The 21,424-nt window shown below is 67.3% G+C and carries 20 protein-coding genes and 1 pseudogene; 18 read left to right on the top strand and 3 right to left on the bottom strand.

Annotation, left to right across the window (positions count from 1 at the left end):
• Positions 1–69: 69 nt before the first annotated feature.
• Both MF407_RS09775 and MF407_RS09770 read left to right on the top strand, forming a co-directional pair.
• Positions 70–849: an electron transfer flavoprotein subunit beta/FixA family protein gene (locus tag MF407_RS09775; RefSeq protein ID WP_129624826.1), complete on the top strand. Its 780-nt coding sequence runs from the start codon at positions 70–72 to the stop codon at positions 847–849.
• Between the two features lie 26 nt (positions 850–875).
• Positions 876–1,769, top strand: coding sequence for an electron transfer flavoprotein subunit alpha/FixB family protein (locus MF407_RS09770; protein ID WP_239702168.1), 894 nt, complete (start codon positions 876–878; stop codon positions 1,767–1,769).
• Here the strand turns inward: MF407_RS09770 and MF407_RS09765 are convergent.
• The gene (locus MF407_RS09765) at positions 1,687–2,769 is read right to left on the bottom strand and encodes an IS110 family transposase (RefSeq protein ID WP_192912052.1); all 1,083 of its coding nucleotides are present in this window, start codon (positions 2,767–2,769) and stop codon (positions 1,687–1,689) included. The genes MF407_RS09770 and MF407_RS09765 overlap by 83 nt on opposite strands.
• 302 nt (positions 2,770–3,071) lie before the next feature.
• On the opposite strand from MF407_RS09765, the pseudogene MF407_RS09760 reads away from it, so the two are divergent.
• Both MF407_RS09760 and MF407_RS09755 read left to right on the top strand, forming a co-directional pair.
• Positions 3,072–3,233, top strand: a pseudogene (locus tag MF407_RS09760) (electron transfer flavoprotein subunit alpha/FixB family protein); the annotation flags it as partial.
• A gap of 75 nt (positions 3,234–3,308) precedes the next feature.
• Complete coding sequence (locus MF407_RS09755) at positions 3,309–4,541, top strand: alpha/beta fold hydrolase (protein WP_239702167.1); 1,233 nt, start codon at positions 3,309–3,311, stop codon at positions 4,539–4,541.
• A 3-nt stretch (positions 4,542–4,544) separates the two neighbouring features.
• Here MF407_RS09755 and MF407_RS09750 read toward each other — a convergent pair whose 3' ends face one another.
• Positions 4,545–5,651, bottom strand: coding sequence for a hypothetical protein (locus MF407_RS09750; protein ID WP_129624829.1), 1,107 nt, complete (start codon positions 5,649–5,651; stop codon positions 4,545–4,547).
• 105 nt (positions 5,652–5,756) lie between these two features.
• Here MF407_RS09750 and MF407_RS09745 point away from each other — a divergent pair, with 105 nt between their 5' ends.
• The 10 genes from MF407_RS09745 (at position 5,757) to MF407_RS09705 (ending at position 15,510) form a co-directional block, all read left to right on the top strand.
• Positions 5,757–6,953, top strand: a complete 1,197-nt coding sequence (locus MF407_RS09745) for a cysteine desulfurase family protein (RefSeq protein WP_239702166.1) — start codon at positions 5,757–5,759, stop codon at positions 6,951–6,953.
• The gene (gene mnmA, locus MF407_RS09740) at positions 6,953–8,035 is read left to right on the top strand and encodes a tRNA 2-thiouridine(34) synthase MnmA (protein ID WP_239702165.1); all 1,083 of its coding nucleotides are present in this window, start codon (positions 6,953–6,955) and stop codon (positions 8,033–8,035) included. Before MF407_RS09745 ends, mnmA begins: the two co-directional genes overlap by 1 nt.
• A gap of 112 nt (positions 8,036–8,147) precedes the next feature.
• Complete coding sequence (locus tag MF407_RS09735; RefSeq protein WP_239702164.1) at positions 8,148–9,050, top strand: septum formation family protein; 903 nt, start codon at positions 8,148–8,150, stop codon at positions 9,048–9,050.
• Between the two features lie 44 nt (positions 9,051–9,094).
• Positions 9,095–9,976: a septum formation family protein gene (locus MF407_RS09730; protein ID WP_168990157.1), complete on the top strand. Its 882-nt coding sequence runs from the start codon at positions 9,095–9,097 to the stop codon at positions 9,974–9,976.
• A gap of 10 nt (positions 9,977–9,986) precedes the next feature.
• Positions 9,987–10,997, top strand: a complete 1,011-nt coding sequence (locus tag MF407_RS09725; protein ID WP_239702163.1) for a methionine synthase — start codon at positions 9,987–9,989, stop codon at positions 10,995–10,997.
• A 14-nt stretch (positions 10,998–11,011) separates the two neighbouring features.
• Positions 11,012–13,240 (top strand): NAD-dependent DNA ligase LigA, encoded by a 2,229-nt coding sequence (gene ligA, locus MF407_RS09720; RefSeq protein ID WP_345770855.1) that lies wholly within the window; start codon positions 11,012–11,014, stop codon positions 13,238–13,240.
• Positions 13,230–13,709, top strand: a complete 480-nt coding sequence (locus MF407_RS09715) for a DUF664 domain-containing protein (protein ID WP_205744677.1) — start codon at positions 13,230–13,232, stop codon at positions 13,707–13,709. Before ligA ends, MF407_RS09715 begins: the two co-directional genes overlap by 11 nt.
• The gene (locus tag MF407_RS15880; protein WP_129624835.1) at positions 13,706–13,858 is read left to right on the top strand and encodes a GNAT family N-acetyltransferase; all 153 of its coding nucleotides are present in this window, start codon (positions 13,706–13,708) and stop codon (positions 13,856–13,858) included. The genes MF407_RS09715 and MF407_RS15880 overlap by 4 nt, the downstream gene beginning before the upstream one ends.
• Positions 13,859–13,897: 39 nt before the next feature.
• Complete coding sequence (locus MF407_RS09710; protein ID WP_129624836.1) at positions 13,898–14,281, top strand: GNAT family protein; 384 nt, start codon at positions 13,898–13,900, stop codon at positions 14,279–14,281.
• 815 nt (positions 14,282–15,096) lie between these two features.
• Positions 15,097–15,510: an NUDIX domain-containing protein gene (locus tag MF407_RS09705; RefSeq protein ID WP_239702162.1), complete on the top strand. Its 414-nt coding sequence runs from the start codon at positions 15,097–15,099 to the stop codon at positions 15,508–15,510.
• 73 nt (positions 15,511–15,583) lie between these two features.
• On the opposite strand, the gene MF407_RS09700 is transcribed toward MF407_RS09705, so the two are convergent.
• Positions 15,584–16,303 (bottom strand): hypothetical protein, encoded by a 720-nt coding sequence (locus tag MF407_RS09700; RefSeq protein ID WP_239702161.1) that lies wholly within the window; start codon positions 16,301–16,303, stop codon positions 15,584–15,586.
• An 84-nt stretch (positions 16,304–16,387) separates the two neighbouring features.
• Between MF407_RS09700 and MF407_RS09695 the strand changes: the two genes are divergently transcribed.
• The 4 genes from MF407_RS09695 (at position 16,388) to gatB (ending at position 21,358) form a co-directional block, all read left to right on the top strand.
• Positions 16,388–17,923, top strand: a complete 1,536-nt coding sequence (locus MF407_RS09695) for an SDR family NAD(P)-dependent oxidoreductase (RefSeq protein WP_345770854.1) — start codon at positions 16,388–16,390, stop codon at positions 17,921–17,923.
• A 62-nt stretch (positions 17,924–17,985) separates the two neighbouring features.
• On the top strand, positions 17,986–18,282 hold the full coding sequence (gene gatC, locus MF407_RS09690; protein ID WP_239702159.1) for an Asp-tRNA(Asn)/Glu-tRNA(Gln) amidotransferase subunit GatC: 297 nt from the start codon (positions 17,986–17,988) through the stop codon (positions 18,280–18,282).
• Between the two features lie 56 nt (positions 18,283–18,338).
• Positions 18,339–19,853 carry an Asp-tRNA(Asn)/Glu-tRNA(Gln) amidotransferase subunit GatA gene (gene gatA, locus MF407_RS09685; RefSeq protein ID WP_239702158.1) on the top strand — a complete coding sequence of 505 codons (1,515 nt, stop codon included), beginning with the start codon at positions 18,339–18,341 and terminating at the stop codon, positions 19,851–19,853.
• Positions 19,853–21,358 (top strand): Asp-tRNA(Asn)/Glu-tRNA(Gln) amidotransferase subunit GatB, encoded by a 1,506-nt coding sequence (gene gatB / locus MF407_RS09680; RefSeq protein ID WP_239702157.1) that lies wholly within the window; start codon positions 19,853–19,855, stop codon positions 21,356–21,358. The genes gatA and gatB overlap by 1 nt, the downstream gene beginning before the upstream one ends.
• The last annotated feature ends 66 nt before the right edge of the window (positions 21,359–21,424 follow it).

The following is a 21,424-nucleotide window of genomic DNA, read 5'->3' as shown; positions in this document are numbered from 1 at the left end:
TTAGGCTGAAACCAGTCCCATGCGGTTGCCCGTGTCTGCGGCACCGCCCAACACGACAGAAGGACGCGCATGAACATCGTCGTATGCGTCAAGTACGTGCCGGACGCCCAGGGCGACCGCACGTTCGAGGACGACAACACCACCGACCGCGACGGCGTCGACGGTCTCCTCTCGGAGCTCGACGAATACGCGGTCGAGCAGGCGTTGCGCATCGTCGAGGCCGGTGAAGGTGAAGTCACCGCTCTCACCGTGGGTCCCGAGGGTGCCGCCGAGGCGCTGAAGAAGGCGCTGCAGATGGGCGCCCACAAGGGTGTTCACGTGCTGGACGACGCGATCGCCGGTTCGGACGCAATCGCCACCTCGCTGGTGCTGGCCGAGGCCGTCAAGAAGATCGGCTCGCCCGACATCGTGATGACCGGTGTGTCCTCGACCGACGGCGTGATGGCCGTGGTCCCGGCGATGCTGGCCGAGCGACTGGGCCTGCCCCAGGTCACCCAGCTGTCCGAACTGTCGGTCGCCGACGGCAAGGTCACCGGCCGCCGTGACGGCGACATCGCGTCCGAGAACCTCGAGGCATCGCTGCCCGCCGTCGTCGGCGTCACCGACCAGACGGACGAGGCGCGTTACCCCTCGTTCAAGGGCATCATGGCCGCCAAGAAGAAGCCCGTCGAGACATGGTCGCTGGCCGACCTCGGCGTCGACGCGGGACAGGTGGGCCTGGAGAACTCGTGGACCAAGGTCGTCGGCGCCGACAAGCGTCCGCCGCGTGAGCAGGGCACCGTTGTCACCGACGAAGGTGATGGCGGCAAGAAGCTCGCCGAGTTCCTGTCCGCCCAGAAGTTCGTCTGATCAGTCACGAGACAAGGAGATTCGTCATGGCTGAAGTTCTCGTCCTGGTCGACCACACCGATGGCACCGTCAAGAAGACCACCGCGGAGTTGCTGACGATCGCACGTCAGATCGGCACCCCGTCGGCCGTGTTCGTCGGCAGCAACGTCGAGGCCGCACGTCCGCGTCTGGCTCAGTTCGGCGCTGAGAAGGTGTACGTCATCGACAACGCCGACGTGCAGGACTACCTCGTCGCACCGCTCGCCGAGGCCCTCGCCGCCGTCGTCGAGCAGGCGTCCCCGGCTGCTGTGCTGCTGCCCTCGACCCCGCACAACAAGGAAGCCGCCGCGCGACTGGCGATCAAGACCGGTTCGGGTCTGATCACCGATGCGGCTGCTGTTGAGGTCGACGGCGACACCGTCACCGCAACACAGTCGGTGTTCGCCGGCTCCTACACCACCAGGTCGCAGGTGACCAAGGGCTTGCCGATCATCACCGTGAAGCCGAACATCCTGCCGCCGACCGCGTCGCAGGCCGGTGCGGCCGTGGTGAACGTCGACGTCCAGGTGTCCGACGCCGCCAAGGGCGCGAAGATCACCGACCGTCAGCCGAAGCAGAAGTCGGGTCGTCCCGAACTCACCGAGGCCGCGATCGTGGTCTCCGGTGGTCGTGGCACCGGCGGTGACTTCGGTCCGGTCGAGGAGTTCGCCGACTCCCTCGGCGCTGCCGTGGGTGCCTCGCGCGCCGCGGTCGACGCCGGTTGGTACCCGCACTCCAACCAGGTGGGTCAGACCGGTAAGCAGGTCAGCCCGCAGTTGTACGTCGCTGCCGGCATCTCCGGGATGCTTCTATGTCGTGTCAAGCAGCTGGCGCGAGCACTTCTGGTCCTGGGTGGGTCGCGGCGAGGGTGCGGAAGATCTGCCGTCCGACGTAGCGCTTGAGGCAGCGTCGGATTTCCTTGCTGGTCTTGCCCTCGGCCAGGCGCCGTTGGACGTAGGCCCGGGTGTCTGGGTCAGTTCGCATGCGGGTCAGCACGATGGTGTTCAGTGCCCGGTTGAGCCGGCGGTCGCCGCCGCGGTTGAGGCGGTGACGCACGGTGTTGCCGGACGAGGCGGGGATTGGTGCAGTGCCGGCGATCGCGGCGAAGGCCGCTTCGCTACGGATGCGTCCAGGGTGGGACCAGACGGTCAGGATGATGGCTGCGGTGACGGCGCCTACGCCGCGCAATTCGAGGAGCTCGGGCGCCTCGGCGGTGACGATCTCGGTCAGTCGCTGACGGTTCTCGAACAGCTCCTCATCGAGCACGAGCACGCGCTTGGCCAGTCGGACTGCCTCAGCGCGGGCGGTCGCCGTCCCGATCCCTTCCTCGCGACGTCGCCATCCAGCGATGGTGGTGACCTGCTGGGAAGTCAGAGACTTTCGGGCATCGACGCCGAGGTCGTGACTGCGCAGCATCGAGGTCAGTGCGTTGATGCACCTGGTCCGCTCGACGTTGAGGTGCTCACGGGCGACGGTGAGGACCCGCAGCGCGGTGTGCGCTTGACCGGCGCGGCGATCACGTAGCGAGGCCAGCGGCATGACCAAGCTGGCACGGGCAGCGAGGACAGCGTCAAGAGCGTCGGTCTTCCCGCGGCCACGTTCGCGCCGAGGGGTTGGTGCTTCGACCACGCGGTAGCCCGCATCAGACAGGACGTCGCTGAGAACAGCCCCGTAGGAGCCAGTTCCTTCGGCGGCGATCAGCACCGAGTCGAGATCACCTTGGGTGCGGCGACCGATCCAGTCCCTCGCGCGACGCAGCCCGGCCGGGGAGGTCGGGAAGGTGGCTTGGTCGAGCAGTGCCCCGCGGTCATCGACGACGGCGTAGCTGTGGGTTGCGGCGTGGGTGTCGACCCCTACGACGTAGCGGTAGGTCTCAGCCACCGTGACCGGCAGACTGGGCATGCGATGTTCTCCTCACTTGTTCGGGTTGGACGTCGTTGCCGGCGTCAGCCCGGGTGAGAAGTCACGACGAGGCGGGCCTGTAATGAGTCACACCACCGGGACGGCAATCCCGTTGGTGGACATGCTTCTGATCAAGCCATCGTTGTGGGCCAGGGTCGGCGCCGGCACCCAGCGCACGCTGGACAGATCCCAGGCATGACACCCCCAAGGGGGTCAGGCGATTCAGGAGTCACAACGCGCACCGGGTGACCGACGCCAACCCTGCCAGCCAGCCCCAGGCCAGCCGAGACGAAGACTTACATGCGATTCAGCACCGCGCGGGCATGCAGACCTCGAAGACGATCGTCGCGGTCAACAAGGACGAGGAAGCGCCGATCTTCGAACTCGTCGACTTCGGCGTCGTCGGCGACCTGTTCCAGGTGCTGCCGCAGGCCACCGAAGCGGTCAAGCAGTCCAAGAACTGACGCGCAGGTCGAAGCGCCCGTCCCGGAAACGGGGCGGGCGTTTTCGCGTCACCCGACGCCGGATACGGTCGCGTCATGGTCGACATCGAACGGCGCGGCGGACTCATCCTCACCAATCACCGGCTCGAGGTCCCGCTCGATCACGACGACCAGTCGGGTGCCACCATCGAGATTTTCGCCCGGGAGATTGCCCTACCGGACGCGGCCGACAAGCCCTATCTCGTCTTCCTTCAGGGAGGACCGGGTGGCGAGAGTCCGCGGCCGAGCACAGACCCCGTCGGTCCAGGTTTCGTCGAACGCGCGGTCCGTGACTACCGACTGCTGCTGCTCGATCAGCGCGGCACCGGATTGTCGACTCCTGTGGATGGCCTCGAAGGGATGAGCGCGCAGGAGCAGGCCGACTACTTGGTCAACTTCCGTGCCGACTCGATCGTGCGCGACTGTGAGGTGCTGCGCGAGCACCTGTTGGTCGAGCAGTGGAGCCTGCTGGGGCAGTCGTTCGGTGGGTTCTGCTCGCTGCACTACCTCAGCCGTTCTCCGGACAGCCTGCGGGAGGTCTTCTTCACCGGGGGCATCCCGCCGGTCGGCATGCCGGTCGACGAGGTCTATGCCGCGACCTACGAGCGCACCGCGGAACTGGTCGAACGTCATTACGCCAGGTTCCCCGGCGACCGTGACGCAGTGCGCCGGGTCGTCGAGCTCTGCGACGTCGGGGCGGTGAAGCTGCCGGACGGAACATCGTTGTCGGCCAGGCGTTTTCGGCAGATCGGTAACGGGCTCGGCATGTCATACGGCTCGGAGCAACTGCACTACCTGCTCGAGCGTGACCCGCGATCACCGATGTTCGGGGCCGTCGCTTCGGCCATGCTCCCGTTCCCGTCCTGGACGCCCATCTACACCGTGTTGCACGAGGCCTGTTATGCCGACGGGGGAGTCACCGGCTGGTCGTGCGAGCGGGTGATGCCGTCGTCCTACCGGGACGACATCACCATGCTGACCGCCGAGCACCCGTTCCCCTGGCTGTTGGACGAGGTGTCCGGACTGCGACCACTGAAGGAGGCGGCCGATCTGCTCGCCGCCCATGAGTGGCCGCAGCTGTACGACGCCGACGCATTGGCGCGCACCGACGTCCCCTGCGCGGCTGCAATCTACTACGACGATCCCTACGTACTGCGCGAACACTCAACTGCCACAGCGCAATTGCTGCCGCGGATGCATCCGTGGATCACGAACGAATATCTGCACGACGGGTTGCGCGCCGACGGCAGAGTGTTGGATCGACTGATCGAGCTGATGAAGAAGGGGTGAGCCTCAGCCCGTCGCAGTGCTGCTCGACGGCACCGGGCCAGACGACGAGGCAGACGACGAAGGTGACTTCGACGCACTCGCCCGCGGCTTCAGCGTCCAGGTCGCGGTGACCTTCCGGTCACTCGGTTCAGGCATGTACAGCAGTTTCCAGCCCGCCACCTCGGAGCCCTTCGGCGTCCAGAAGACCAGGGTGTAGCGCTTCGGCTTGTCCGTCTCCACGAGGTCGCTGGTGAGGTTTTCGCCGTCGCTGCCGAGTTCGTTGTAGCGGCAGAGATTGCCCTTGTCGTCGATCAGCTGGAACTGATTGCGTTCGATGTAGCCGACCGACCCCTTGGCGGCGACGTAGAGGCTCACCACGACTCCACGTACATCGTTCGGCTGGTTCGGTCCGGGTTTCAACTCCCGGCTCCAGGGTGTGCTTGGCGTGATCGTCAAGGAGATCGGGTCGTCACCGGTGGTGAACGGCTTGTAGAACTCCTGATCCTTCGCACCGGCGAGCTTGATGCCGGACCGGTTCGTCGAGCAGGTGTTGACGGTGGCAGGCGACGGCGCGGATCCGTTCCCGGACCAGGACGCGATCGCTTTGGGCGATCCCGGTTTGTCGACGTAGTGGACGGCGTAGTCGGAGAGGTTGGCCTCCGCAGGGACGATGAACGCGACGACGCCCGAGACCACCTTCGACTCATCGACCTGGCTCACCTGAAGGGCACCACGCAGCGGGTTGGTTGCCGGCTGGGCGCATCGCTGACCGTCAGGATCTGCCAGGACGAACGATTCGGGGTGCAGGGCGAACACCCCGTTGGTCTGGACGCGGGCGCTGACCTTGATCTGAGCGATCCGATATCCGTCGGTGGGTGACGCGGTGGTGCTCATCGCCGGCTCGGAGACCTGCGTGCGGAGGGCGCCGCTGGATTCGACCGCGACCGGAGCGTCGAATGCCGACGTCTTGCCGCCGAGGCTCGGAGCCTCACCCGAGGAACAGGCGGCCGCAGGCATTGAGTCCTGGTCGGTGGTCCCTGATTCCTTCGAATCGTCCGACCGGAACGTGCATGCGGACATCGTCAGGGCAGTGGTCAGGCTCAACGCGAGCAGGCGGGGGCGGACGGTCATTGGGCATGTTCCTCGGCTGTTCCGGTCGGGGTGCGTCAAGTCTTGCAAATGGGCGGGCGTGCGCGGGAGTCGGACCACCCCGGGATCGGACGTAAACTCGTGCGGGTGAGCCAGAACGTCTACGCCGACCACGCCGCGACGACGAACGTCCGCCCGGAGGTCGTCGAAGCGGTGGCCGCCCAACTCAGTGTGGTCGGCAACGCCTCCTCGTTGCACTCCGCCGGGCGGGCAGCCCGTCGCGTGGTGGAGGAGGCCCGGGAACAGATCGCGGAGGCCATGGGGGCTGCCCCGTCCGAGGTCGTGTTCACCTCAGGTGGCACCGAGAGCAACAACCTCGCCGTCAAGGGTTCGTTCTGGCATGCCACCGAATCCGATCCGCAGCGCACGACGTTGATCATCGGCACCACCGAGCATCACGCCCTTCTCGACCCGGTCGAGTTCCTCGTCGATCGGGGAGCGGATGTCGTCTGGTTGGAGGTCGATCGTGAAGCGGTGCCCAGTCCTGATGGTCTGCGGGCCCTGCTCGAGCAGCACGCGGAGTCCACGGCTCTGGTGTCGGCGATGTGGGTCAACAACGAGGTGGGAGCCATCGCGCCCGTTCCCGAGCTGGCCTCGGTCGCAAGGGAATTCGGCGTCCGATTCCATACCGACGCGGTGCAGGCGGTAGGGCACGTTCCGGTCGATTTCGCTTCCAGCGGCGTCGACATGCTCAGCCTCTCGGGCCACAAGTTCGGCGCACCTCAGGGCGTCGGTGCCTTGCTCGCACGACGTGACGTCAAGCTCACGCCATTGACGCACGGCGGGGGACAGGAACGTCAATTGCGTTCCGGCACGCTCGACGTGGCGAATGTCCGCGGTCTCGCCGTTGCCCTCACCGCGGCCGTCGCGGAACTCGATGTCGAGGCGAAGCGGCTCGCCGGCCTGCGCGATCGACTGGTCGAAGGCGCGCTGTCGCTCGACCTGGGCATCGCTGTCAGCGGACCGTATGCGCCCGGCGACACCGACCGACGCCTTGCCGGCAACGTCCACCTGCGCGTACCTGATTGCGACGGCGACTCGCTGCTCTATCTGCTGGACGCTGCGGGCATCGAATGCTCGACCGGGTCGGCGTGTCAGGCGGGTGTTCCACAGCCGAGCCACGTCCTGCTCGCGATGGGATTCCCGGAAGCCGAGGCCCGTGGGGCGCTGCGGCTCACGTTCGGCCACACCAGCACCGACGCGGACGTCGACGCGATCCTTGCGTCACTGCCGGCGGCCGTCGACCGCGCCCGACGTGCGCACCACTCCGGACGGGTGCGCTGATGCGGGTCGTCGCAGCGATGAGCGGTGGTGTCGACTCTGCGGTCTGTGCCGCGCGAATGCTCGATGCCGGCCATGACGTCGTCGGCGTCCACCTCGCTCTGTCACAGTCCGCTGCGACCTTGCGGGAGTCGGCTCGTGGCTGCTGCACGATCGAGGACGCGGGCGACGCAAGAAGGGTGGCCGACAAGCTCGGCATCCCGTTCTACGTGTGGGACATGGCCGACCGGTTCCGTGAGGACGTCGTCGAGGACTTCGTCTCGGAGTACCGCGCCGGTCGCACACCCAACCCCTGCCTGCGGTGCAACGAGCGGATCAAGTTCGCTGCCCTGCTCGACAAGGCCCTCGCGCTCGGGTTCGACGCCGTGGCAACCGGTCACTACGCGCGCATCGTGGACGGGCCGAACGGACGCGAACTGCACCGGGCGGTCGACATGGCCAAGGACCAGTCGTATGTGCTCGGGGTTCTGGACGCCGACCAACTCGCGCACTCCTTCTTCCCGCTGGGCGACACCACCAAGCCGAACATCCGCAAGGAAGCGGCCGAGCGCGGCTTCTCCGTGGCCAAGAAGCCGGACAGCCACGACATCTGCTTCATCGCCGACGGTGACACCCAGGGCTGGCTGACCTCGCGCCTCGGCGCCGCGACCGGACCGATCGTCGACGAGTCCGGCGAGGTCGTCGGTGAGCACGATGGTGCTTTCGCCTACACGGTGGGCCAGCGTCGCGGGCTCGGCCTGAAGGTGCCGCGAGCAGACGGCGCCAAGCGCTATGTCACCCAGGTCGACCCGTCGTCCAACACCGTGTTCGTCGGCACCGAGGATCTTCTCGGCGTCGACGAGATCCATGGCAGCCACACCCGCTGGCCCGGCCCCGCACCGATCGGTGAGGTCAGGCTCGGTGCCCAACTGCGCGCTCACGGAGAGGAATTCGCAGCAACAGTGCGAGCCGAGGGGGATGAGATCGTGGTCCGGTTGGACGAACGAACCCGTGGTGTGGCCCCCGGACAGTCCGTCGTGCTGTACGAAGGCACACGCGTCGTCGGGTCGGCGACGATCACCCGTACGGGCAGATCGAACCGCTGACAAGGTAATTGCGCCGATGTGGGATCCGCACACCGGTTGAGTACGTCGGTACCCTTGGCGCGAACATTCGTCGGAGGGGAGCAGGACAATGCCGAGGAAGTCGATTCTCACCATGGCCGTAACCGCGGCTGTGCTGTTGGCCGGTTGTGGTGGTGACGACGGCGGGCCGACCGTCGTGCCCAACTCCGGCTCGCCCTCGAGTTCGAGTGAGTCCAGCACCTCGACAGCTGCCTCGTCCGCCTCGTCGTCATCGAGCAGTTCGACACCGAGTTCGACGCCCAGTTCGACGCCCAGTTCGACGTCGTCGGCGCCGGCCGAGCTAGCGGTCGGCGATTGCTTGATGTACAGCACCTACGAGAAGGTGGACTGTTCCCGGCCGCACGACATGGAGGTCAGCGCGCTCGTGCCGAACAAGGAGTACGCGAACGACCTGGTGAAGCGGAACGCCCTGCGCAGCTACACCTGCCTCACCGAGGCGGCGAAGTACACCGGCGGTCCGGGATACGGCACGCGCTTCCTGAGCCAAGGCATCTCGGCGTCGAAGGATCCGAAGTCTGCCGAGCGCATCGCCTGTGTCGTGATGCTCTACAACGAGACCGATACCGGGATCGAGAAGGTGTCCAGATCGGTCAAGAACGCGGTCAAGACCGACGGGTTCGAGAAGTATCAGTTGTGCACCTCGCTGCCACCGAGCGGCGACAAGGTGAAGATGGTGCCGTGCTCCCAACCGCACGTCGCGGAGTCGATCGGCGGATTCATCACCGGCAAGTTCGGTGACGCCTACCCGGGCCTGGACAAGCACAACGCGAACATGCTCAAGCAGTGCCGCCCGTACGCCCAGCGTTACCTGGGCGCCCAGCGACGAGACATCGTCGCCTCGCAGAACAGTTCACCGGCTTCCGGTTGGAAGCGTGGACAACCGATCACCGCCTGCTTCGTCGAAACCGTCGGCGGTGTCAAGGTCACCAAGTCGATGAAGGGCATCGGCAACAAGCCCCTGGGGAGTTTGAAGTGATGCGTATGCGAACTCATGCAAGGGCGGGCCTGGCTGCTGCCGCGATGTTAACTCTGTCCGCCTGCGGCGGAGGGGACGCACCGACGATCGGAACGGGACCCGGCACGAGCGGTAACGGTGGTTCGCCGACTTCTGCGACCTCGACGGCGCCGTCGTCGCCCGCGTCGCCGACGGCGTCGTCACCCACCTCGTCCTCGCCCACGTCGTCCTCGCCGACCTCCGAACCGCGCACGTTCGCCGCCGGTGATTGCCTGGAGTCGAGTCGTGACCCGAAGAAGGTCGACTGTTCGCAGCCGCACAAGCTCGAGGTCACCGCAGTGGTGCCGAACTCCGAGCACACCGGTGACCTGGTCAAGAGGGCAGCGTTGCGCAACTACACCTGCCAGGGCGAGGCACCGAAGTACACCGGTGGCCCGGCATTCGGCACGATCCTCATCTCCGACCAGGTGGGCACGTCGGCCGACCCGAAGTCGGGCGAGCAGTTCGTCTGCCTGGTGGCCAAGACGACCGCAGACGATTCGGGATACGAGTCGGTCCAGGGAAGTCTGAAGGGGATCGTCACCAAGGAGGGTCTGGCGAAGTACGCCTTCTGCACCACCGACAAGGCGAGCGGCGATCCGGGCAAGATCGTCCCGTGCACTCAGCCGCACGTCTCGGAGTCGTTCGGCGGGTTCCAGAACACCCCGTTCGGCCCGTACCCGGGTGAGGACAAGATGAAGAAGACCGCCCTCGACAAGTGTCGGCAGATGGGTAAGGACTTCCTGGGCTCCACCCGCGGCGACATCGTGATCTCGCAGAACAGCTCCGGCCCGAACCCGTGGGCCAAGGGCACACAGTTGACCGCCTGCTTCGTGCAGACGGACGGCACGAAGGTCACCAAGACGATGAAGGGCATCGGCAACAAGCCACTGTCGTCGCTGAAGTAGCCTCGTTCGCGTGACCAACTCCCCGGCGTTCAGCGCCATCGGCAGCATGCCGGGCACCGACGTCCGGGAGACGGTCCGCGTGGTGCGAGACCTGTTCGACGGCAACGGTATTCCGTTCCTGCCGGAGCTTCCCGCACGCGGCCCGGGTGCCGACATGATCGGACGTTCTGCGGCGCGACTCGCCGGCCTCGGTGTCGATCTGCAACCGTCCGGCTGGCGACTCACCGATGCGAACGGTCTCGACGCCCGTCGCGCCCAGGCCTTTCTTCGCGAGGACCTCGATGAGTTGGCGGAGGCGTTCGACGGGTACGAGGGCCCCCTGAAAGTGCAGTGGAGCGGACCCTGGACGCTCGCCGCCTCGGTGTCGTTGCCGCGCGGCGAACGAGTGCTCACCGACCGCGGTGCCACGCGGGACCTGCGCGAATCCCTGTCCGAGAGCGTCCGTAGCGCGCTCGCCACGGTTCGGCGTCTGGTCCCCGGCGCGCAGTTGATCCTGCAGTGGGACGAGCCGTCGTTGCCTGCCGTGCTGGCCGGGGCGCTGCCGACCGCGTCCGGTTACGGCAGGGTGCGTCCGGTCGACCAGTCGGTGGTCGTGGACGGGCTGTCGGCTCTCGTCGCTTCGATCGAGGACGTCGCCGCCCAGGTGCTGCATTGCTGCGCGCCCGGAGTCCCGGTGCCGTTGCTCCGCCGAGTCCACGGGCTCGATCTTGCCGTGGACACGTCCCTGGTCAAGCCCAGGCAGTGGGACGGGGTCGCCGAACTGGTCGAGTCCGGACGTCGGTTGTGGGCGGGTGCCGTGCCCGCCGACGGTTCGGTCACCAGGCCCGAGCAGATCAGCGATCCGCTGGTGCGCACGTGGCGCTCGGTCGGGCTCACCGGAGCTGACCTGCGCACGACGGTCCTCACGCCCGCCTGCGGGCTCGCCGGCTCGAGCCCGGAGGCGGTTCGGGCGTTGTTCAAGGTACTGGCGCAGGCAGCTGAACGGCTCGGCGAGGAGTCGGAGAGCCTGTCGGGGTCCTGAGGCAGGATTGGGCTGTGCAGAACGAGACCGACGTACCCGAGGCCGCCCGCCACGAATGGACCGAACTGGTCGAGCAGGTCAACGACCACCAGTTCGCCTACTACGTCAAGGACGCACCGACCGTCAGCGACGCCGACTACGACCGGCTGCTGCAGCGGATCGAAGCGCTGGAAGAACAGCACCCGGTCTTGCGCTCGCCTGACAGCCCCACGCAGCGGGTCGGCGGCACGTTCAGCACCGAGTTCGCCCCGGTCAAGCATCTCGAGCGGATGCTCAGCCTCGACAACGTCTTCTCCGAGGATGATCTTCGCGAATGGCTCTCGCGCGCCGAACGCGAAGCCGGCGGCGATATCAACTTCCTGTGCGAACTCAAGATCGACGGCCTGGCGATCAACCTGCTCTACGAGGACGGCGCGCTCACCCGGGCGACCACCCGCGGCGATGGCACCACGGGTGAGGATGTCACGCTCAACGCCCGCACGATCGATGGAATCCCGTTGCGGCTGAAGGAAAACGGTGACGCGCCGATGCCGAAGGTGGTCGAGGTGCGTGGCGAGGTGTTCCTCCCGGTGCAGGCATTCCAGCAGCTCAACGCCGACCTCGTCGAGCAGGGCAAGCCGCCGTACGCGAACCCGCGCAACACCGCTGCGGGCTCCCTGCGTCAGAAGAATCCGAAGGTCACCGCGTCCCGGCCGCTGCAGATGTTGGTGCACGGCATCGGCCATCGCGAAGGCTTCACGATCGAGCGGCAGAGTCAGGCGTACGACCTGCTGCGAGCCTGGGGGCTGCCGGTCACCGAACGTTCGAAGGTGGTTGCGACGCCGGACGAGGTCGTGCAGTTCGTCGAGTACTACGGCAAGCACCGCCACGATGTCGAACACGAACTCGACGGCATCGTCGTGAAGGTCGATGAGGTGCCGGCGCAGCGCGCGCTGGGCAACACCTCCCGAGCTCCTCGCTGGGCGATCGCCTACAAGTACCCGCCGGAGGAGGTCAACACCAAGCTGCTCGACATCCGGGTGAATGTGGGTCGCACCGGCCGGGTGACCCCGTACGGCGTGATGGAGCCGGTCAAGGTCGCCGGGTCGACCGTCGAGATGGCGACGCTGCACAACGCCTTCGAGGTGAAGCGCAAGGGCGTGCTGATCGGCGACACGATCGTGCTGCGCAAGGCCGGAGACGTCATCCCGGAGATCCTCGGCCCGGTCGTCGACCTTCGCGACGGGTCGGAGCGCGAGTTCGAGATGCCCACCGAATGTCCTTCGTGCGGAACGACATTGGCGTACGAGAAGGAGGGCGACAAGGACATCCGCTGCCCCAACTCCCGCATGTGCCCGTCCCAACTGCGCGAGCGGATGTTCTCCCTCGGGTCGCGTGGTGCGTTCGACATCGAGGCGATGGGTTGGGAGGCCGCGATCGCGTTGACCGACCCGGAGCACGGGCGTCCCGACGACGCGTCCGACGAACCCAGCAAGCCGGTGCTGTCGTCTGAAGCAGGCCTGTTCGACCTGTCGGTCGACGACCTCGCCGACGTGCAGGTGTGGCGCCGCCGCAAGAAGGCCGGGGTCGAGCAGCCGGCAGCCAAGGAGCCGTTCTTTTTCACCAAGGCGACGAAGGCGAAACCGGCCGCGCCGCGAGCGACAACCGACAAGCTGTTCCAGGAGTTGGAGAAGGCCAAGCAGCAGCCGCTGTGGCGGGTGCTGGTCGCATTGTCGATCCGGCACGTTGGGCCGACTGCCGCGCGGGCGCTCGCGACCGAGTTCGGATCGCTCGAGGCGATCCGCGAGGCGCAGGTCGAGCAGTTGTCGGCAACCGAGGGCGTCGGCCCGGTGATCGCGGAGGCAGTGCGCGAATGGTTCGACGGCGAGGGCAGCGACTGGCACCGCGAGATAGTCGAGCGATGGGCCGCGGCCGGCGTCCGAATGGCCGATGAGCGCGACGAATCCGTCGCGCGCACCCTCGAAGGGATCACCGTCGTGGTCACCGGCTCGCTCGACGGATTCACCCGCGACGGCGCCAAAGAGGCGATCATCGCTCGCGGTGGCAAGGCTGCGGGGTCGGTGAGCAAGAAGACCGACTACGTCGTCATCGGTGCCAACGCCGGGTCGAAGGCGGCGAAGGCGGAGGAACTCGGCGTGCCGATCCTCGACGAGGACGGCTTCCGCGAACTTCTCGAGAACGGTCCGGCACCCGCCGATGCAACACCTGATGCCGAGCCCGATGGAGAACCCGATGGCGACTGACATTCGGTTCGACGACGCGCTGCAGCACATCGACCTCGCGCTCGATGGCATGTGCGTGACGCTCAAGCAACTCGGTGACGACCTGGTCAACCAGCGGCCCGATCTGCCCGGCGCCAACTCGCCCTACGTCATCGCGGCGCACTGCTGCGGCGTCATGGAGTACTGGGGCGCGCTCGCCCTCGCCGGCCGCTCGACCGATCGCGACCGCGACGCCGAGTTCGCTGCGTCGGGCACGGTCGCCGAGGCGGTCGCGCTGGTGCGACGCCAACGCGCCCAGCTCGAGCGCGACCTCACCGATTTCGACGGCGCGGCGGGGTCGGTCGCCGAACTGCGCCGCGACCGGTACACGCCGGCCCAGCTGGCCGCCGTGCGCACCCAGGGCGGCGTGCTGCTGCACATCTACGAAGAGCTCGCCCAACACCGCGGCCACCTCGACATCACCGCCGACCTCCTGGCCGCCGGTCGATGACCCGTCCGGTGCTGCGCACCGAGCGCATCGAGTTGCGTCCGATGCGTCCGGAACACCTGCCGTTGCTGCACCACCTCGACTCCGATCCGGAGGTGATGCGCTACCTGCTCGGCCGCGCACGCAGCCCGCAGGAGACCGACGACTTCTAGGGCCCGCGCCGCGCCGACACCACGGGCGAATCGGTCGGCCTGGGCTGGTGGGTCGGCCTCGACGTCACCGGCGAGTTCCTGGGGTGGTGGGACATCGGCCGCAGCTCCAGCGACCCGGCCGAGCCGGTCGACACCGTCTCGGCGTCGATGGGGTGGCGGGTGCCACGCGCCCGATCGCGCCAGGGATTCGCGTCCGAGGCGGCCCGCGAGCTGCTGCGCCACGGGTTCGAATCAGTTGGCCTGCAACGGGTTACGGCCGAGACGATGGCGATCAACGCCGGTTCGCGTGGCGCGACGCGCGCCATCGGCATGCGTCATCTCAGCACCGAAGTCCGCGAGTGGCCCGACCCGATCCCCGGATGGGAGCAGGGTGAGGTGATCTACGGGATCACCGCGCAGCAGTGGCGCAACTACACCCTCTGAACGATCGACACGCGTGAGGCGACCCGGGTCACGAGTCGTAGTAGCCGAGATTGCACACGAGGTAGAGGTTCTGAACCTGTGAGCTCATCGGCAAGCCTGCGGTTGCCCCCGGTGGGCGGTGCGCGTTCTGGTAGTTGGACCAGGCTCGGAGCTGATCGCGGTACGCCCGGCATTCGGCAGCACTGCTCTGTTCGCTTGGGGCGTCCGGAAGGGCTGGTCCATCGACGGCGAACCCATTCGCGTCACGGCGTGCACACGGATCGATGACCAGGTCGCCGACCGGTCCGGGGTAGGTCTGACAGCCTGCTGCCGGGCGGCTGGTGGCAGGGGTCGTCCGTGAGCTTGGGGTGACTCTCACTGTGCTCTGAGTCGCGGTCGGCGACGGCCGGCGGGTCGAGGTAGACGAACTCGGGCGCAGCGTCGACGTGGAACTTGAGCGGCTGTCCGAGTGCACCGACGTTTGCGTTGCCGAACTGGTGCCTGAGCTGGTTACGGTCGACGGCGGCGACGGTTGATTCTGCGCAGCAGTGGAGGACGGGACGGAACTCACGCTTCCTTGCTGTGGCGCTGGTGTTGAGCACCCCACAACGATGAACACCGACGCGAGGGCAACAGCTGACCGCGGCCCGAACCTGCGAATCCCCTTGATACTCACGTCAAGAGCCTAGTCCGGGTGTGGGCGGCGACTCGCCCGGCTTCATGTCCAACGGAGGCATTGGACGACACGACGACCAGCGCATTGTGCGAGACGGTCAGCGCTCGATGGCTACACGTCGGCTGTCATCTGCGGTCGGTGCTCGTGACAGGCTCGCGGGGTGCTGCACTTCACCGACTACGACACCCGGCTGGCGGCGTACGCCGCGGTCGTCGACGACAACGACCGGATCCTGCTGAGCTATTGGAACGGGGAAGGCCGGTTCACGCCGTCCTGGACGATGCCGGGCGGCGGGGTGGAGTTCGATGAGGACATCCCGACGGCGATCGTGCGGGAGGTCTACGAGGAGACCGGGTTCGCGGTCGAGCTGGGGGAGTTGCTGCTGGTCGACACCTGGTTCCGCGAGGAGGGCGAGCGCGGGCGCCCCTTCAAGGCCGTGCGCGTCGTGCACCATGCCCGCATCACCGGCGGCAGCCTCGGCACCGTCGAAGAGGGGGCAGCACCGACGAAGCCCGGTGGTTCCCGATCGCCGAGGTTGCGGGTTTGGAGCGGACGGCGCTGGTCGACGTCGTGATCACCGCGCTACGCGGCGGCCGGCCCGACTGAGACAGCCGCGCCGGCCACCCGCGAAGCATTGGCGCGCCGACTCAGGTGATCGTCACGTGACCGCGACCGTCCTGCTGGCGTGCCGCGACGATGCTGTCGCGGCCGGCCTGGCCCTGCTCGAGCACCACGGAGAGTTCGTCGGCGCCGATGATCGTCAGCGGCACGATGTCGACCGGCCCGTCGGCCGTCGCCACCTGAGCGGCGCGCCCGGCGGCAGGGATGCCGATGAGTGCGCCCGCGGTGCCGTGCTCGGTGAGCAGGGCATCGGGGATGTCGGTGCCGTCGAGCGGCAACTCCATCGACGCGACGCCGTACTGCCTCAGGTGGCCGCTGATGCCCTGCATGTTGGCGACGTTCTGGGCGAAGTTCTCGATTGCGGCGAACATCCAACTGCCGCGAAGGTCTTCGAACTGCGCGCCCACCAGGGCCGGCGACTCGATGTAGACCTCGCAACCGAATCCGGGTCCGGTGCCGTCGGGGGACCGGTCGGCGAGACCGCCGGAGGCGATGATCACCGTGTTCGGCGTGCGCACCACGCGGTAGGCCTGGCGGGTGTTGGGCCAGGCCGGGGCCCCTTGGAACATCGGGTTGATCAGGTAGGTGATGACGTCATGGTCGACGTCGCCGATCTGAGCCCAGTAGTCGTCGATCTCGCGGTGACTCCCGTCGTGGTCAAGGTCCCCAGCGGCGTCTGCCGCATTCGCTTGCTGCGCCCCTGCATGGTCGTCCTTCTTCTTCCGGCCGAACAGGCCCATGAGCATGCCTCTCTCGTTACGGGTTGTTATCCGTTGTGTGCGACCCGAGCCTAGGTCGGCTCGATCGAGCATCGGGCCTACGCTGCGGTGGTGACTTCTCCCGACGACGACGCAGCATCGGGGGTCGACGGTTCCCAGCGGATCGATCCCGATGACCTCGCCGCGGCGCTTCGGGTGCTCGAGCAACTGCCCGGCCTGCCCGCGGGACACCCCGACATCGAGGCGGTCAAGCGCGCCTCGCAGCGGATGTTCAACCGGGTGCGCAAGGCCCGACGTGCCGCCGCGCGACGGGAACGGGAGGCGCCGCTACGAGCAGCCGACGAGGAAGTGCTCGCGGCGACGGCAACGGGTTCACCGATGCGCATCGACGACGAGACGAACGGCATCCTGCTGCAAGCCGACGAGCCGGGAAGCGTTGCAGGACAACTGAATTTCCCGCGGGGTTGTTACATCTGTCACGCGAAGTACACGCAGGTCGACGCGTTCTACCACTGGCTGTGTCCTGCCTGCGCGGCGAAGTCGCACGCCAAGCGCGACCCCCACACCGACCTTCGCGGCAAGCGTGCCCTACTGACCGGGGGGCGGGCCAAGATCGGCATGTACATCGCGCTCATGCTGTTGCGCGACGGCGCCGACCTGACCATCACCACCCGGTTCCCTAAGGACGCCGTCCGCCGGTTTCGGGCGATGCCCGACGCGGACGACTGGATCGACCGGCTCACCGTCGTCGGCATCGACCTGCGCGACCCGGCCCAGGTCGCCGCGCTCGCGCAGGACGTCGCTGCCGCCGGCCCGCTCGACATCCTGATCAACAATGCAGCACAGACGGTGCGGCGCAGCTTCGGCGCCTACTCCCACCTGGTCAACGCCGAAACCCTTCCGCTGCAAGACGATTTGCGGCTGCCGACACAGATCACCTTCGACCGCACGAGCCAGGCGCACCCCGCGCAACTGGTCAGCTCCCTGGCCACGGACGCAGTCGCGCACCACGGCAACGACGACACCCATCACGAGGCTGCGGCGCTCGCCGCCGCGGAGTCGGCACGGGTGCTCTCGGCCGGAAGCGCCAGCCTCGAGGCCTATCTCGCGGGCACGGCGGTCGACGCCGGGGGTCTGCTGCCCGATCTGGCCACGAGCAACTCGTGGACCGACACCGTCGACCAGGTCGACCCACTGGAACTGCTCGAGGTTCAACTGTGCAATTCGGTCGCACCGTTCATTCTCGTGTCGCGGCTTCGGCCGGCGATGCGGGCCGCGGTGGAGGCGGGCGCGCGTCGTGCCTATGTCGTCAACGTCTCCGCGATGGAAGGACAGTTCGGGCGTCGCTACAAGGGCGCTGGCCACCCGCACACCAACATGGCCAAAGCCGCGCTCAACATGCTCACCCGCACCAGTGCGCAGGAGATGTTCGACACCGACCAGATCCTGATGACCGCCGTCGACACCGGCTGGATCACCGACGAGCGCCCGCACGACCAGAAATTGCGCATTGCCGGTGAGGGTTGGCATGCGCCGCTCGACCTGGTCGACGGCGCCGCTCGGGTGTACGACCCGATCGTGCAGGGGGAGCGGGGCACCGATCTTTACGGCGTTTTCTTGAAGGACTTCGAGCCACACGACTGGTGATGCGCCTTTGTGGAGCCTGGAGGCCGACCTGAGCACGCAAGACAGCGCCCTAGACTGATGCCATGTCTTCGCTGTCCCGCGACGAGGTCGCGCACGTCGCCATGCTTGCCCGCATTCAGTTGTCCGACGCCGAGCTCGACAAGCTCGCCGGGCAACTCGAACAGATCGTCGGGTTCGTCGGGCAGGTGAACGACATCGCGGCCGACGACATCCCGCCGATGTCGCACCCGCTGCCGCTCACCAATGTCACCCGTCCCGACGAGGTGCGCCCGAGCCTGACCCAGCAAGAGGCGCTCTCCGGTGCGCCCGCGTCCGACCTCGGCCGCTTCGAGGTGCCGCGCATCCTTGACGAGGACTGAGCGAGCGCTCCACCCGAGATCACCGACCTGCCCAGACCGTCACGATTGGTTCTGACTTGACCGACATCATCACCTCGACCGCGGCCAAACTCGCCGCCGCGCTCGCCCGCAAAGAGCTCAGCGCAGTCGAGGTCACCCAGGCCCACCTCGACCGCATTGCCGCCGTCGACGGCGACGTGCACGCCTTCTTGAACGTCGACGCCGAGGGTGCGCTCGACGCCGCCCGCACCATCGACGAGCGCCGCGCCGGTGGCGCCGAACTCCCGACCCTCGCCGGGGTGCCGATCGCCGTCAAGGACGTCGTCGCCACCAAGGGTCAGCCGACGACCGCCGGATCGAAGATCCTTCAGGGCTGGATCCCGCCGTACGACGCCACGCTGGTGTCGCGGTTGCGGGCGGTCGGCATGCCGATCCTCGGCAAGACCAACATGGACGAGTTCGCGATGGGTTCCTCCACCGAACACTCCGCCTACGGCCCGACCCGCAACCCCTGGGACCTCGACCGTATCCCCGGCGGTTCGGGTGGTGGCTCCGCGGCCGCCGTCGCTGCTTTCGAGGCGCCGCTGGCGATCGGCACCGACACCGGCGGGTCGATCCGTCAACCCGCGTCCGTCACGGGCACCGTCGGCACCAAGCCGACCTACGGCGGCGTGTCCCGCTACGGCCTCATCGCGCTGGCGAGTTCGCTGGACCAGGCCGGCCCCTGCACCCGTTCGGTGCTCGACGCGGCGCTGCTGCACGAGGTCATCGGCGGCCACGACCCGCTGGACTCGACCTCGATCGACGCACCGGTCCCGCCGGTCGTCGAGGCCGCCCGCCGCGGTGAGGTAAAGGGGATGCGTGTCGGCATCATCAAGGAGATCTCCGCAGACGGTTTCGCGCCGCAGGTGAAGGCTCGCTTCGAGGAGTCGGTGAAGCTGCTCGAAGAAGCCGGCGCCGAGATCGTCGAGGTTTCCTGTCCCTCGTTCGAGAAGGGCTTGGCCGCGTACTACCTGATCCTGCCGAGCGAGGCGAGTTCGAACCTCGCCAAGTTCGACGCGATGAGGTACGGCCTGCGCGTCCCGCCGAGCGGCGTCGACAGCCCGAGCGCCGAGCAGGTCATGGCGGCCAGCCGCGACGCCGGCTTCGGCGACGAGGTCAAGCGCCGCATCATCCTGGGCACCTACGCGCTCAGTTCCGGCTACTACGACGCCTACTACGGCCAGGCGCAGAAGGTGCGCACGCTGATCGCGCGCGACTTCGCCGCCGCGTTCGAGAAGGCGGACGTGCTGGTCACCCCGACGGCGCCGACCGTGGCGTTCAAGATGGGGGAGAAGCTGGACGACCCGATGGCGATGTACCTCAACGACGTCGCCACCATCCCCGCGAACCTTGCCGGGATCCCGGGCATGTCCATCCCGAACGGCCTCGCCGAGGACGGCCTGCCCAGCGGGTTCCAGATCCTCGCGCCGGCGACCAAGGACGAGCGTTTGTACGAAGTCGGCGCCGCATTGGAGCGAATGCTGTTGTCGCAGTGGGGCGCTCCGATTCTCACGAAGGCGCCGGCACTCGGCGGAAAGGCGGCGAACTGATGAGCACCCACGTCGATGACGTCGTCGACTACGACGAGGCGATCGCCACGTACGACCCGGTGATGGGTCTCGAGGTGCACGTCGAACTGAACACCAACACCAAGATGTTCTGCGGCTGCGCGACCGGGTTCGGCGCCGAGCCGAACACCCAGGTCTGCCCGGTCTGCCTCGGTCTGCCCGGCGCCCTGCCCGTGGTGAACGAGAAGGGCGTCGAGTCAGCCATCCGCATCGGCCTGGCCCTCAACTGCGAGATTGCGCAGTGGTGCCGCTTCGCCCGGAAGAACTACTTCTACCCGGACATGCCGAAGAACTTCCAGACCAGCCAGTACGACGAGCCCATCGCGTTCAACGGTTACCTCGACGTCGAGTTGGAGGACGGCACCGTCTTCCGGGTGGAGATCGAGCGCGCCCACATGGAGGAAGACACCGGCAAGGCGCTGCACGTCGGCGGTTCGACCGGCCGCATCCAAGGTGCTGAGTACTCGCTCATCGACTACAACCGGGCCGGTATCCCGCTGATCGAGATCGTCACCAAGCCGATCACCGGCGCCGGTGAGCGTGCGCCGGAGATTGCCAAGGCGTACGTCTCGACGCTGCGTGACCTGATCAAGGCACTCGGGGTCAGCGACGTCCGGATGGAGCAGGGGTCGATGCGCTGCGACGCCAACGTCTCGCTGATGCCCAAGGGCGCGGATAAGTTCGGCACCCGCACCGAGACCAAGAACGTCAACTCGTTGCGTTCGGTCGAGCGTGCGGTGCGTTACGAGATCAGCCGGCACGCAGCGGTGCTCAACTCCGGCGGATCGATCCTGCAGGAGACCCGCCACTGGCACGAGGACACCGCAGTCACCACGTCCGGTAGACCGAAGTCGGACGCCGAGGACTACCGGTACTTCCCCGAGCCCGACCTCGTACCGGTCGCGCCGACTCGCGAGAGCGTCGAGCAGCTGCGCACCACCCTGCCCGAGCCGCCGGCCCAGCGTCGCAAGCGTTTGCAGAAGGACTGGGGCTACAGCGATCTGGAGATGCGCGACGTGTTGAACGCCGGCGCCGTCGAACTGATCGAGGAGACTGTCGCCGCCGGTGCGTCACCCGCCGCCGCCCGCAAGTGGTGGACCGGCGATCTCGCACGTCGCGCGAACAACGAGGGCAAGGCCGTCTCCGACTTCGGCGTCACCCCAGTTCACATCGCCGAGCTCGACTCGATGATCAAGGCCGGACGTCTGAACGACTCGATGGCCCGCCAGGTCATGGAGGGCGTCATCGCCGGCGAGGGTTCGCCGACCCAGGTCGCCGACGCCCGCGGACTCGAACTCGTTCAGGACGACAGCGCTCTTGAAGCCGCCGTCGACAAGGTCATCGAAGCCAACCCGGACGTGGCGCAGAAGGTGCGCGACGGCAAGGTGCAGGCTGCCGGTGCGCTCATCGGTCAGGTGATGAAGGAGATGAGGGGTCAGGCCGACGCCGCCAAAGCGCGCGAGCTGATCATCTCCAAGCTCAGCTGAACGCGGATTGCATCGTTGCCCGGACTCTCGCGGTCCGGGCGCAACGCGTTTCAGCGAACGCTTCGC

The organism is Yimella sp. NH-Cas1, assembly GCF_022359705.1.
GTDB lineage: Bacteria > Actinomycetota > Actinomycetes > Actinomycetales > Dermatophilaceae > Yimella > Yimella lutea.
The sequence above is the reverse complement of the archived record's forward strand: the minus strand, read 5'-3'. Positions and strand labels throughout refer to the sequence as shown.